10 protein-coding genes are annotated in these 13,233 nt (G+C 34.7%); 2 read left to right on the top strand and 8 right to left on the bottom strand.

All coding sequences use genetic code 11. The features are described 5' to 3' along the window. Positions 1 to 44 precede the first annotated feature (44 nt). Positions 45 to 923 (bottom strand): helix-turn-helix domain-containing protein, encoded by an 879-nt coding sequence (locus GTR01_RS19500; RefSeq protein WP_160139429.1) that lies wholly within the window; start codon positions 921 to 923, stop codon positions 45 to 47. Between the two features lie 302 nt (positions 924 to 1,225). Between GTR01_RS19500 and GTR01_RS19495 the strand changes: the two genes are divergently transcribed. Beyond that, positions 1,226 to 2,407, top strand: coding sequence for an MFS transporter (locus GTR01_RS19495; RefSeq protein ID WP_160139449.1), 1,182 nt, complete (start codon positions 1,226 to 1,228; stop codon positions 2,405 to 2,407). A gap of 163 nt (positions 2,408 to 2,570) precedes the next feature. Here the strand turns inward: GTR01_RS19495 and GTR01_RS19490 are convergent, their stop codons facing one another. Together GTR01_RS19490 and GTR01_RS19485 are read right to left on the bottom strand one after the other, a co-directional pair. Next, positions 2,571 to 4,745 (bottom strand): prolyl oligopeptidase family serine peptidase, encoded by a 2,175-nt coding sequence (locus GTR01_RS19490; protein ID WP_160139428.1) that lies wholly within the window; start codon positions 4,743 to 4,745, stop codon positions 2,571 to 2,573. A 90-nt stretch (positions 4,746 to 4,835) separates the two neighbouring features. Then, on the bottom strand, positions 4,836 to 5,813 hold the full coding sequence (locus GTR01_RS19485) for a YpdA family putative bacillithiol disulfide reductase (protein WP_160139427.1): 978 nt from the start codon (positions 5,811 to 5,813) through the stop codon (positions 4,836 to 4,838). A gap of 166 nt (positions 5,814 to 5,979) precedes the next feature. Here GTR01_RS19485 and GTR01_RS19480 point away from each other — a divergent pair, with 166 nt between their 5' ends. After that, positions 5,980 to 6,624 carry a hypothetical protein gene (locus GTR01_RS19480; protein ID WP_160139426.1) on the top strand — a complete coding sequence of 215 codons (645 nt, stop codon included), beginning with the start codon at positions 5,980 to 5,982 and terminating at the stop codon, positions 6,622 to 6,624. An 80-nt stretch (positions 6,625 to 6,704) separates the two neighbouring features. Here the strand turns inward: GTR01_RS19480 and GTR01_RS19475 are convergent, their stop codons facing one another. From GTR01_RS19475 to GTR01_RS19455, 5 genes are all read right to left on the bottom strand, one after another. Continuing rightward, positions 6,705 to 7,997, bottom strand: a complete 1,293-nt coding sequence (locus tag GTR01_RS19475) for a glycosyl transferase family 1 (RefSeq protein WP_160139425.1) — start codon at positions 7,995 to 7,997, stop codon at positions 6,705 to 6,707. 137 nt (positions 7,998 to 8,134) lie between these two features. Continuing rightward, positions 8,135 to 10,675 (bottom strand): YfhO family protein, encoded by a 2,541-nt coding sequence (locus GTR01_RS19470; protein ID WP_160139424.1) that lies wholly within the window; start codon positions 10,673 to 10,675, stop codon positions 8,135 to 8,137. Between the two features lie 33 nt (positions 10,676 to 10,708). Beyond that, complete coding sequence (locus GTR01_RS19465) at positions 10,709 to 10,939, bottom strand: hypothetical protein (protein WP_160139423.1); 231 nt, start codon at positions 10,937 to 10,939, stop codon at positions 10,709 to 10,711. A 12-nt stretch (positions 10,940 to 10,951) separates the two neighbouring features. Beyond that, positions 10,952 to 12,133, bottom strand: coding sequence for a hypothetical protein (locus GTR01_RS19460; RefSeq protein WP_160139422.1), 1,182 nt, complete (start codon positions 12,131 to 12,133; stop codon positions 10,952 to 10,954). A 35-nt stretch (positions 12,134 to 12,168) separates the two neighbouring features. Continuing rightward, complete coding sequence (locus GTR01_RS19455; RefSeq protein ID WP_160139421.1) at positions 12,169 to 13,218, bottom strand: DUF6263 family protein; 1,050 nt, start codon at positions 13,216 to 13,218, stop codon at positions 12,169 to 12,171. Positions 13,219 to 13,233: the final 15 nt, after the last annotated feature.

Here is a 13,233-nt window from a genome sequence, read left to right as displayed (position 1 = left end):
AAGCAATGTATATCCCTAATGTCAGAATTAGTGTCCCGAAATTCCTACGACTGTATATTTTCTGCTATCCTATATTCAGAAGGAGAAATAGAAGTGTGTTTTTTGAAAAAACGTCCAAATGCAGAGGTGGAGTTGAATTGAAGTTCAAAGGCAATTTCTGATATTGTGATATCCGGATTTCCCAGCATCACATAAGCTTCTTTTAGCAGGGTTTCATCAATGACTTCATGAGGCGTTTTTCCACTGGCTTTTTTAATGATTTCAATAAGGTATTTATTAGAAACACAAAGCTGATCAGCGTAGAATTGGACAGTTCTGTGCTGCCTGATGTTTTCCCGAATCAGTTGGCTGAATTTGAGGTAAAGATCTTTTTTTCCATCTTCCTTATCAGGGTTTGCAGAATGTTTTGCTTCGATAATTTCAGCAGTTTCCAGTAAAAGATTAAAAATGATGGTGCGAACAATTTCCTCAGTGAATTTTCCTTGTTTTCTGGATTTCTTTTTGAGATAATTCAGAAGGTTTTGCAATACTATAGAATTCTTGGGAGTCGTTTTGACAAGACTATAGGAGCCTTTGGAAAACAAATTCATTTTTTCAATGATAAAGGGATTCGAAATATTTTTGATCAGAAAATTTTTATCAAAGAAGAGTAATTTCATCATAAAATCCTGACTGGTATTCATGAATTTTACAATCGTAGACGGTGCTGCAACCAGAATACTATGAGCATCTGCTTTATACTGATGATGGTCTATTTCAACAGTTACTTCTCCGGCGGTGCATATACAGAGCGCATAATAATCCATTCTGAAAGGAACTTTTGGAAATTCAAAGATTGGGTTTCCAGAGGAGATATAGTAGGATTGGCGACAGTCAATACTGTAAAAAGAAAGGGTGTCATGTAAGTTTTCGTAGGTTACCATTCTTACGTGTTGGTTGAAATTAATGTGTGTTTTTATGAAATTTTAGTATAAAATCCTGTTGTTACTGCAATTTACGAATTTTATAAATGTTTTTAAACCTTATGTATCTAAAATATTAGTTTTTATCCTGATACAGCTGATCGATTATTTTTATTAATATTATTTATAAAAAAGCCTTAAAATAGAGGCTTTTACATGCATTTTTATCTAACTTTGCATTTTCAAATTTTCCCCAAAATATTATTGTGAAATTAATAAACATTTATACGAGTTCTTTCAAAGGACTCTCGCAAGAGAGTTGGATGCTGGCGTTGGTAATGCTCATCAACAGAGCCGGTTCTATGGTACTTCCTTTTTTGGGAGTGTATATGACCAATCATTTACATTTTAGTATTGAAAACTCAGGAATTGTTTTGAGCTTTTTCGGAATCGGTTCCGTTATTGGTTCTTGGTTTGGTGGAATGATCACTGATAAGATTGGTGAATACAGAGTACAGAGCTTGAGCTTACTGCTCAGTGTGCCTTTGTTCTGTATGATTCCCTTATTTAAAACAGAAGTAGGTTTAGCAGCCATTATCCTTGCTCAGAGTATTGTAAGTGAGACTTTCCGTCCGGCAAACTCTGTAGCCATTACCAAGTATGCAAAGCCTGAAAACATAACCAGAGCTTTTTCTCTGAACCGTATGGCGGTTAATTTAGGATTTTCTATAGGTCCTGCGCTAGGAGGAATCCTGTCTGCTATTTCCTATGAATTCCTGTTTTACAGCAATGCTTTGGCTGCTTTACTGGCTGGTTTAATGTATATATGGTTCTTTAAAGGTCGTGCAAAACTGGATAAACAGGAAGCGAAGAAAGTAAAAGAGATCATTGAGATTAAAAAAGAAAATTCACCTTATCAGGATGGTAAGTTTTTGATTTATTGTGTGCTTTGTATGCTGTTTTCTATCTGTTTTTTCCAGTTATTCAGTACATTGACTATTTTTTATAAGGATACTGCACATTTAAGTCAGCAAAATATCGGGTATATTCTCGGCTATAGCGGATTCCTGATTGTTTTGCTGGAAATGGGATTGGTACAGGTTGCCGAAAAGTATTTTAGTCTTGCATTTACAATGCTTATAGGAACTCTTATTTGTGGATTTTCCTATGCAATGCTGGCTTTTGACTATAGTATGATTACTTTATTGGTTTCTATGACACTACTTTGTGTGGGTGAAATCTGGACGTTACCTTTTATGTCAACTATCACTGCATTACGCTCCGGTGCGAATAATAAGGGAGCTTATATGGGACTGAACGGGATGTCATTTTCCATAGCGTTTATCATTACCCCTTATATAGGAACTATGATTGCTGATAAATTAGGTTTTAATATTTTATGGATTGGAACCGGAGTATTGGCAATGGGAATAGCAACTGCTCTTTACTTTGTGATTCCATGGATGCTTAAGGATAAGAAGGAAGTGGAAGATGATTTAGCGTAAAAAATATTTTCCATTACAATATATAAAACCCAGCTGAAAAATTTTCGGCTGGGTTTTTAAATTCTTTTATATCTATTCACCAATTATGGTTAGAATATTTAGACAGAATAGGTTTGATAATCATGCTGGTGGTGCTACATGATTCATCAAAAAGCAAATAATTTTACTTTTTTGAATTGTCTTTTAGCTGATAATCAGGGTGCCCCAATTGCCAGAACGCAAAAGTGAACAGGTCTCCCAGAGTAGCATATCGCTGTGTGATTGGAACATTGGCTGCATGCCCTCCTTCAAAGTCTATTTTTAATAATACAGGATGATCAGATGTATTGTTAGCCATTAGTTTGGCCGCAAATTTTGTAGGTTCCCATACAATAACTCTTTGGTCATTGATACCACCTGTAACAAATGTTGCTGGATATTTTACTCCCTTTTTAATATGATGAAATGAATCCATTTCTAATACCGATTTAAATTCTTTTGGATCCTTCACACTTCCAAATTCTTTGGGCTGTCCATTAGGTGTAACCTCTTGTCTAATAGTGTTTAGTGAGCCTACTTCTGCAATAACAGCCTTAAACAGATCAGGTCTTTCTGTCATTGCTCTGCCTACAGCTATACCTCCCGCGCTGCCTCCCCAAATGGCAACTTTATCTTTTGATGTATATTTTTCTTTTATTAAATATTCTGTACAGTCAATTAAATCCTTCCAGGTATTAGGTTTGGTTTCCTTCTGGCCTGCTAAACGCCATTTTTCACCTTTTTCACTGCCTCCTCTTACATGAGCTACTGCAACCATTCCCCCCTGATTAACCCACAATAAATACGTTTTCGCAAAAAATGGGGAAGTGGATACCCCATAAGATCCATAACTGTCGATGAGGGTCATGTTTTTACCATTTTTCTTGAGATTTTTATTATAAATCAAAGAAACCGGAACCTCTTCTCCATCCCTTGCTTTTATGGTGATTTCTTTAACCACTACATCGGTAAATTCAGGATATTCTGTAACAGGAGTAAGATTTTCAGCTTTGAAGGTATTGGTTTTTACATCATATTTAAAACGCTGCTCCTCATTAGCCCATCCGGAACATGTTATCCAGATATCAGAAAAATTGTTCCCTATATTTTCTAAGTTAATATTTCCTGAAGGATATGGAAGTTGAATAGCAATATCTTTTCCGTCTTTATAAAGATATAACTTAGCTTCCACTCCGTTTTTAGTGGTGGTATAGTAAATACCATCTTTTGTTGCTTGGTAACCTTTAATAATTTCATCTTTTTTTTCCGGAACCAGCACTTCCGGATCTTTAAAATTCAGATTGTCAATGCTTGTTTTACAGAGTTTATTAGAAGTTGCGTTATACGCTGATAGAAAAATAGCTTTATCATTCAATAGACGGAAGTTTTTTGCCTTATCACTCGAATCGTAAAGTGGGCTCCAATTTTTCTTACCTTCCAGTAAGTCTTGTTTAGGAATGATGAATGTCTTTCTATAAGTCTGATAATCTACGATCATTCCAATGTAATATTGATCATCACTGCCAAAATTCAAAATCATTGGAAATTGGCTTGGGGTGATCTGTAAATCCGGATTGTTTTTAGCTGAGAAAACCTCAATTATGTCTTTTGGGTCTGTTCCTACTTTATAAAGAACTGTTCGTGTATTTTTATAAAAGTCCTGAGATTTCGGATCAGTTGTGGAAAAAGCAACATAGAAAAATCTATTATTATCAATCCATTTTATTCCGTCAAAGGTAGAAGGTGATGCATTGGTAATAATCTGGGGATGAATATATTTTGTTTTCACATCCATAATAATGACATCTGCTAATTCATTTCCTTTTTCAGACATAGAAATAACAATGGTATTACCATCCCGGCTTGGGCTTATATAATTGATGACAAAACTGTGATTTTGTTCACTGCTTTTGTAATCAACAGGATTGTAAAGTAGTTTTTCTTCTCCTGAAAACCCGTCCCGGTAATACAGCTTAGCAACTTTTTCATCACCCTTTTTCTTTAGATAAAAATATTGATTATTATCTGTAATATTTAGATTTGAAACAGAATATCCCTGTCTTTTATCAAGCTCTGTTCTTTTTTCAAGGTAATAGTTTCTTTTAGGGATAAGATCAAGAACAGAAGTGGTATAGGCTGTTTGTGACTTCATCCAACGAAGAGTCTCCGGGTCATCCAAATTTTCTAAATTTCGATATTCATCCACTATTTCAGTTCCAAAGTAGATATCTGTAGCAGGTTTTGATGGTGATAAATTGTTTTTCTGTGCATTGAAAAGGCCAGATAATAAACAGATAATGATTGATGTTTTTATTTTCATTAATATTAAAAAAATTGATGATCCAGATTTTATTTAAAATGTAGAAATGTTTTAGATTTACTCCACTAAGAAAAGCTTTTTGGGAATAACTTAATGTAAGTTATCTGCTCCATTCTTTATATTCTTAACAATCAATGCTGCATGGGCTCTGGAATTTTCGATAAACCAAAGATGAGTATCCTTTCCACCACAGACAACCCCTGCAAGATAGAGATCCGGAACATTTGTTTCCATTGTTTTAAGATTGTAGAATGGGTTTAGGCAGTCTCCATTGAGCTCAATTCCGGAGTTTTTCAGAAATTCAAAATCGGGAAGATAACCAGTCATAGCCAATACGAAATCATTTTCAATTTCGTGCTTATTGTTATTTTCATCCCTGAAAATCACAGAATTTTCTCGAACTTCTACCATTTCTGCATTAAAGTAGGCTTTGATACTTCCTTCTGCTATTCTGTTTTCAACATCTGGCTTTACCCAATATTTTACACTTTTTGAAATCTCGGAATGACGAACGATCATTGTTACTTCGGCTCCTTTTCTATAGGTTTCAAGAGCTGCATCTACTGCTGAATTGCTGGATCCTACCACAACAATTTTCTGTTTTGCATAAGGATAAGGTTCTGTATAATAGTGTTTAACCTTTGAAAGCTCTTCACCAGGAATATTCATAAGATTAGGAATATCATAGAATCCAGTGGCAATCACTACATTTTTGGCTTTATACTTTCCTTTGGTTGTTTCAATATCAAATATATCAAGTGTTTTGGATACTTTCAGCACTTTTTCATAAAGATGAATATTCAGATTCTTTTGTCGGGCAATTCCCTGATAATATTCTAAAGCATCCTGTCTTCCCGGTTTCGGTGCGGTGGAAATAAATGGGACACCATCAATTTCCAATTTCTCAGCAGTTGAAAAGAATCGCATATATAAAGGATAATTGTAAAGTGAGTTGACAATGGTTCCTTTTTCTATAATTAAATGAGTCAAATTATTTTTCTGAGCTTCAATGGCACAGTTGATACCAATTGGCCCTGCTCCGATAATGAGAATATCCAAAATTTCCATACCTCAAAGATACAACGTAATTGAGAGAAAATATTTATTGAAATAATGAAGATTATCAATAAACAGTGAACATGGTAAACTCGCTTTCCGCACCTCGCACCTCGTATCTCTCACTTCGCATTGGCATCAGTTTTGGTGTTTTTATACTCACTTAAAAATAGAAGATATGAAAAAACTACTTGTTTCAATGGTTGTGCTAAGTTTAGTGGTCGCTTGTAAGAAAGAGGCTGGTAAACCGGTTCCCAGTGAGATTGATACGATCACTCGGGTAAAGCCACAGGATAGTGCAACAATTGCTAAAGAAAAAATTAAGAAAGAAGGAGAGCTTAAAAAGGTAAATGATGAGGTTTTACAGGCTTTAAAAGCGAAAGATTATAAAACTTTTGCTTCATTTATTCATCCTGAAAAAGGAATTAGTTTTTCCATGTATGCTTTTATAGATCCAAAAGCGGACAAGCATTTTTCTAAAGAAGAATTTGAAAAATATCAACCTACAAAAACACTTTTTACCTGGGGAGCTCATGACGGTTCCGGAGATCCTTATAAAACCACAGTCAATGATTATCTTGGAAAGTGGGTTTTCGCTGCTGATTTTACGACTTCTCAGTACGCTCTGAATAAATTTATAGCGGGTGGAAATTCTCTGAATAACCTTGAGAAAATCTATCCTAAGAAAGACTTTACGGAAAACTATATCAAAGGAACGGAAAAGAATGGCGAAATGGATTGGAAAACACTTCGCTTGGTATTTGAAGAATTTCAAGGAAAATACTATCTGATTGCCGTGGTGAATGACCAATGGACAATATAAAAGCTTAGAAGCTGGAAGTTTTTTTCAGTTATAAAATAGATTTTGTCATTTTATAACTTCCTACCTCCAGCTTCCTTTCTTTATAAAATTCCAACGAGTTGTTGGGTTAGATTCTTTCTGGAAAATTGTTCAATTTTTTGAGTGTTTTCAGAAAGGGATCCGTTTTTCCAAAGCTCAAATTTCTCAAGAATGAATTTTTTAACGGTTTCAGAATCATTATAGCTGAAATGTTTTCCTGCATGAGTTTCTTCCAGAATTTTAGCAACATCTGCCTGACCCGGACCAAATGAAAGGATCTGTTTTCCGGATGCCAAGTATTCAAATATTTTTCCGGGAATAATTCCTTTTGAAGATTCATTGGGGAAGTTTGTAATCAACAGCATTTCTGAAGTCTGCATTTCTTCTACCGCTTTGCCGTGGGACAGATATCCCAGATTCAGAATATGATTTTTCAGACTTGAACTTTCTAGAGATTGAAGAATTTTATCATCAATTCGTCCTACAAATTTTAAGCTGAAATGGTTAGCAAATTCTGTATTCTCCGTTACCAATTCATCCAATGCTTTCCAAAGATTGTCAGGGTTTCTAAGCTGTTCCAGAACTCCAATATAACTTAGAACAAAGGTCTTATTGGATGTGTTTTGTTTTTTTGCTTTTTCGCCTGAATCACTTTCATCAAAACCATTTGTAATACAAATTGCATTAGCTCCGGCTTTCCTGAAGTTTTCAGCATCTGTATAACTTGTTGCCAGGGTAATATCTGCATTTTTGAAGACTGCACTTTCCAGTTGACGATGCTTTTTATCTGAACTTTTGGTGAGCTTCAGATGTTTGTAATAAGAGATTTCCGTCCATGGATCACGAAAGTCTGCTATCCATTTAAGATGGGGTAATTTATCTTTTAAACCTAATCCAATCAAGTGAAGGGAGTGAGGTGGCCCTGAAGTTACGATGGTGTCAATATTATTTTCTTTCAGGTATTTTTCCAAAAACTGAATAGAGGGTTTTACCCAGAAAACTCGTGCGTCAGGAATAAAAAAATTTCCTCTTACCCATATGGAAAGTTTAGATTTCCAGCTTTGATTTTTTCCTACATCAAATTGACCTGCTTTGAATTTCTTATTGCTTTTATTAAGTTTTTCAGCCAATTGATACGGTTCCCAGATTTTTGTTCTGACAATTTCAAGATCTTTCGGAACATCCTTCATTAGAGTGTCATCCACCAATGGATAACTCGGATTTTCTGGGGTATAGATAACAGGTGCCCATCCAAAATCAGGCAGATATTTAGCAAACTTCAACCATCTTTGAACACCAGGGCCTCCCGCAGGAGGCCAGTAATAGGTGATAATTAATATTTTCTTTTGTTCCATTTTTTATGAATCGTCTATAATTCATTTGTCATTCTGAACGTAGTGAAGAATCTCACTATAGCTCTTCATTCCATTTTAATTTGAGATTCTTCATTGCGCTTTGCTCCATTCGGAATGACAAAGTACAATGTTTAAGATTAGGCAGTCGGTTCGATCAGGACTTCTTTTTTCTTATTCTTATTCATCCAGAAAATTCCAAAAGCAGCCAAAGCGATAAATAGTCCGAAGCTTAGAAGAGAGATCCATTTTCCTTTTTCAATCACTTCCGGCTCAAATACCATTCTGATATGATGGCTTCCTGCAGGAACATGTACTGCACGAAGTAAATAATCTGCTTTGATATAAGGTACTTCTTTTTCATCTACAAGAACCTTCCATCCATGAGGGTAGTACACTTCAGAGAAAACGGCCAATTGAGGTGTTTTCGACTGAGATTTGAATTCTAGCTCATTAGGCTGGTATTTCGTTAAATTGATGAATGCCGTAGAATCTGCCTGAACAGGTTTATTACTAAAATAAGCTTTGTCAGAAGATGCAATGACAGCCGTTTTCTTATTGTCAACTTCCCCAATATATTTAATTTCTTCGTTTGGAGTATCTACAAATTTAAGATCGCTTACAAACCATGCATTTCCATTGGCTTTAGGATTGGGAACAACCTGAGGCTGATCCGGTCCTCCAAAAACCATATATTTTGCATTCAGTAGGTTGAGTACTTTTGGTGTTTTTACGCTATCGATACTGTTGATATAAGCATTCAATACATCATCATATCTTCTCAGTTTTACGGCATGGTATCCACCGATAGAAGCCTTGAAGTAAGAGGTATTGGTTTCACTGGTGACTCCCAACGTTTGGTTGTAAATTCTGTAGTGAGCTTTATCCTTATCAGCAATTGTTTCTAGGGTCTTGTTGACATTTACTGTCGATAAAATAGATTCAAGATTTGGATTCCCTTGTACCTTTTCAGCTAATAGATCTGAGCTTTCAGTCTGGAACGGATTTTCAGCAAAGATTTTGTCTACATAGTTGTCATCATTTAGATAACGTTTGTTGACTGTCCATAGATCAAATAAACTTATTACCCCAATAACGACCAATGCAATATTGGAATTCAGTTTTTTCTTTAAGCTAAGGAATAAAGCCACAGCAGTAATTGCTACATAGATGAATGCCTTTATAGCATCTATTTTAAATAGTTTATATCTTTCATCTACTAGATAATCAAGAAGGAAAGGAGGGAAATATGTTTTTTCACCTGCTGTCGAAAATCCTAGCAATGATTTACCAAAGACTAAAAGAATTAATAATAGTCCTAATGTTCCTGCACTTACATAGGTCAGTATCTTTTGTTTGTATTCTTCTGTTAGTTTTTCGTCCGTGAAGAATCTGTATAATCCTAAAATAGCGATTAAAGGAAATAACAATTCTACTACGACAAGAATAGACGATGGAGCTCTGAATTTATTGTAAAACGGAACGTAATCAATAAAGAAATCAGAAAGTGGCATAAAGTTACTTCCCCAAGCTAATAAAATAGTTAGGATAGAAGCTCCCAAAATCCAGTAACGGTATTTTTTCCATGCAAAGAAGAATCCTAATACCGCAAGGAAGCATACAATTGCTCCTTGATAAGCAGGGCCTGAAGTTCCTGGTTGATCTCCCCAGTATGTCATTCCACTGAATCCTTTTGAAATCCTGTCCATTTCAGCTTGTGAGCCTACATTTTCCTGCACAAGTTCCTGTACTTTACTCATCATTTCCTTGGCTTCCGGTTCCTGGCTTCCACCACCCATTAATCTTGGAATGAAAAGGTTTAATGTTTCCAGTTGCCCATAGCTCCACATGAGCATACTTTCTTTATCCATTCCGGATTTTCCTGAAGTATGGCTGTCATTGGTTAAGATTTGTTTTCCACGAACGGTTTCCTTTACATATTCAGAATTAGCCATTATTCTTTGAGAGTTCATTCCCACTCCAATAATACAAGATGCTGCGATGATTCCTGAAGAAATAAGGAAATGTTTCATAGGAGTCTTTTTCTGGATTGCTCTGATCAACTCAGAAAGGAAAAGGAATCCTAGGGCAAGAAACAGATAATAAGTCATCTGTGGGTGGTTCGCTGCAATCTGAAGCCCCATAAAAAGGGTAGTCACAATGAATCCCCAGATGTATTGTTTTCGGATGTAAACCAGTAGTATTCCGGCTAAAAGAGGGGCAAAATATTCAATGGTATTTACCTTTCCATTGTGTCCCGCAGCAATAATGATATAGAAATAGGTGGAAAGCCCAAAGAAGGTTGCTCCTAATAGAGCATATTTCCAGTTTCTAACGACTACCATTCCCAAAAGGAAAAAACCTGCAAAAAGCAGGAACAGATAATTGACCGGTCTTGGCAGGAAGTTCAGGTTGCTGTCAATTTTTTTGATGATATCGCCTTTAAATTGGCTACCCATCTGATAAGTCGGCATTCCCCCAAACATGGAGTCACTCCAATACGTTTCATTTCCTGTGCTAGCTCTATAGTCTAGAAGTTCTTTTGCTCCTCCTCTATACTGTACAATATCATGCTGGAAAAGCTGTTTTCCTGAAAATACAGGAGTGGAATATAAAAATGCTAAAACTATAAATACTACTAATGAAGCTGCAATATAAATTAAGTTTTTATTTTTTGCCATGCTGGTTATTATCTTTTATTTCTTGAATTTTTGTTACCTTTTCTCATTATTCTCTTTTACCTCTTCATAGTCTACGGTTTCTGCATCCCATTTAAGATTTTTATTATTCTTATTCGAGTTGTGTATATCCTCATGCTTATTTGCCTGTTGATTGTTATTGTTGAAACGATAACCATAAAATGTCTTAAAGAAAATTCTTTTCAGAATATTCCAGACAAAGAAAATAATAATTGCAGAGAGTACTAACTCAAGAATATACTTCATAATTTTATTTTTTTAAAATAGCTTATATGATAAGGATACGTTAAATCCATTCATATTTAGTTTTTCAGGTTGCCCATAATATTGGGAAGAAAAAGAAGGTACAGATCCCCATTTTACTTCAACTCCGAACTTATCATAATTATAGCCTGCAGCAAATGTTGGAGCAACTCTTCCGTTTGCTGATATAGAGACATTATCTACATTGTATACATCATTGTTTAATATCAAATCAAAATTTAAAAGTCCTGCTATATAAATTTTTGATTTCTGATTCAAAAACATATTGTGTTTAAATCCTAATGGTATTTGTAGAGCAGAATATTTTATTTCAAAATTTCTTCTGTTGTAATCATTCACTTTAAAATTTGCTGTTTGGAAAGCAGGTTCTGAAATGATGGCCCATTTTCCTTTATTAAAGTTCAAAACATATTCAAGTTCTACTCCAAAACGATAGGCAATACCATTCTTTTTATATTCTCCTACGTTGGTCATTCCCTCAGGTGCTCGTATAATGTAATTTGAAAATCCAACTCCGGGTTTTAAGTAGATATGAAAGTTAATTTTACTGTTATCTTTTGTATCTACAGTACTCAAACCATCATAAAGAACGAAGATTTTCTTAAGCTTATTTTCTGTATATACTAGTCTTTCAATATCGTTACCTGTGATTGTTCCGTTATCAGAAAACTCCTTTTTTAATTGTTCTTTATAGGTTTCGTTCTTCTCTATTCTATTTGAATTTAAATATTCTTTGTATTCTAATTGATGAAAAGTATCCTCATTTTCTTTTTTGTAAAAAAAGCGACTCACTGCTCCATCATTATATCGATACAGATTGATCTTGCCTTCCACCAAAGATTTCAACAAGAGAGTCTCTTCATTATTTTTAAGCTCTCTGGTATCAGATAAATTATTTAAGTTTGAAGAAGAGCGATCTATCATTACTTTCGCCTTCAGGTATTTAACATTTCCGACAGAAAATTCCTTTAAATTCTTCGTTTGTAACTGATTTACTTTTTCATTCTCATTTGTTTTATATTCAATAACATTTGGATTATTGTTCCAATCATTGTTTTTGATTAAGACATTTATTTTTTCGCCGTTTTCATTAATGATGTATCCCCTTTCAAAATTTATCTGACTATACATTAAAGATGGGAATAAAAATAAAGCGGCGTAAAAAAGGTTTTTCATTATTGGTTATTAGTTTTTTTTTTAGATTATATCAATTACTTTGCAGAAGGATTTACCATTACAGAAGAATTAGAAACACTTTTCATAGACTGGGATTGTTTTCCGTCTGAAATAGTTTCTACCTGCGTAGCTTTTACATTAATATTTTGGTTGGTAATCCATCCTGAATTTTCGTCAAACTTAATGGTTCCTGTCTGAACAAGTTCACTGCTCATGCTATGAGTAATAGGCCCTTGATTTTTCTTTTCAGTTTTCTTAGGAATACCTCCGGTTACAGCAATTTCAGCAGTTCCGTTTCCTAGGCTCTTTAATACATAGTTTGAAGTTACCTTGATGCTTCCGCTTGGATCTGCATTTTCAGAAGTTGTCCATTTTTCACCTACTTTTACCCCTTTTTTAGGAATGATAACAAGGTTTTTATTGAATTGATCTTTTAATACTTTTTCATTAAAAGATTCTTTAAGACTTGCTACAACACTTGCTTTTTCATTAGCATCCTTAATAAGAGTACCTACTGCAGTGGCAACTTTAGTATACACGGCATCAAAACCTGTAATAGAAAGTACATTTCCTTTAGTATCCATTTTCATATCAAGTTTGTTACTCGTAAGTGCCTTATTGACATTCCAGATCATTTTAAGTTCGTCTTCCTTTGGAATAGCCAGCTTAGTATCCACTACAACGGTTTTACCTTGTGCAGACTGAGAGCTTCTTTTGGAAACAAGATTAAGCGTCATTTCGTAAACATTTCCTTTGATATCGTTTACAGTAAAATTCATCTCATCTGTAGATTCTGTAGTAGCTGTAATCGTTTTTCCTTGAGGATCGGTCATTGTCTTTACATCTCTTTGGTAAGTAGTAAGAGGGTAAGTTTTTCCTTTTTCAAGTTTGAAAGTCTGTGTAACAATTCCCGCAGAGTCTCTGATTGCTGGGTTTTCTGCAACTTTTGCTACAGAATCAGCAGGAACTTCTACAGTAACTGTTTTTCCTGTTTTTGGATCTACTTTCGTGATTTTTGCCGTCTCTTTTTTACAAGATACAAGTGCTATAGATGATAATAGCGCTATTGCTGCTATGTTTTTCATTTTCTAATTTTTTTA

The organism is Chryseobacterium sp. c4a (assembly GCF_009900745.1).
GTDB lineage: Bacteria > Bacteroidota > Bacteroidia > Flavobacteriales > Weeksellaceae > Chryseobacterium.
The sequence above is the reverse complement of the archived record's forward strand: the minus strand, read 5'-3'. Positions and strand labels throughout refer to the sequence as shown.

Bases quoted from the DNA above. Each gene is read 5' to 3' on its own strand.
- GTR01_RS19500 (WP_160139429.1), bottom strand. From the start codon at position 923: ATGGTAACCTACGAAAACTTACATGACACCCTTTCTTTTTACAGTATT.
- GTR01_RS19495 (WP_160139449.1), top strand. From the start codon at position 1,226: ATGCTGGCGTTGGTAATGCTCATCAACAGAGCCGGTTCTATGGTACTT.
- GTR01_RS19490 (WP_160139428.1), bottom strand. From the start codon at position 4,745: ATGAAAATAAAAACATCAATCATTATCTGTTTATTATCTGGCCTTTTC.
- GTR01_RS19485 (WP_160139427.1), bottom strand. From the start codon at position 5,813: ATGGAAATTTTGGATATTCTCATTATCGGAGCAGGGCCAATTGGTATC.
- GTR01_RS19480 (WP_160139426.1), top strand. From the start codon at position 5,980: ATGAAAAAACTACTTGTTTCAATGGTTGTGCTAAGTTTAGTGGTCGCT.
- GTR01_RS19475 (WP_160139425.1), bottom strand. From the start codon at position 7,997: ATGGAACAAAAGAAAATATTAATTATCACCTATTACTGGCCTCCTGCG.
- GTR01_RS19470 (WP_160139424.1), bottom strand. From the start codon at position 10,675: ATGGCAAAAAATAAAAACTTAATTTATATTGCAGCTTCATTAGTAGTA.
- GTR01_RS19465 (WP_160139423.1), bottom strand. From the start codon at position 10,939: ATGAAGTATATTCTTGAGTTAGTACTCTCTGCAATTATTATTTTCTTT.
- GTR01_RS19460 (WP_160139422.1), bottom strand. From the start codon at position 12,133: ATGAAAAACCTTTTTTACGCCGCTTTATTTTTATTCCCATCTTTAATG.
- GTR01_RS19455 (WP_160139421.1), bottom strand. From the start codon at position 13,218: ATGAAAAACATAGCAGCAATAGCGCTATTATCATCTATAGCACTTGTA.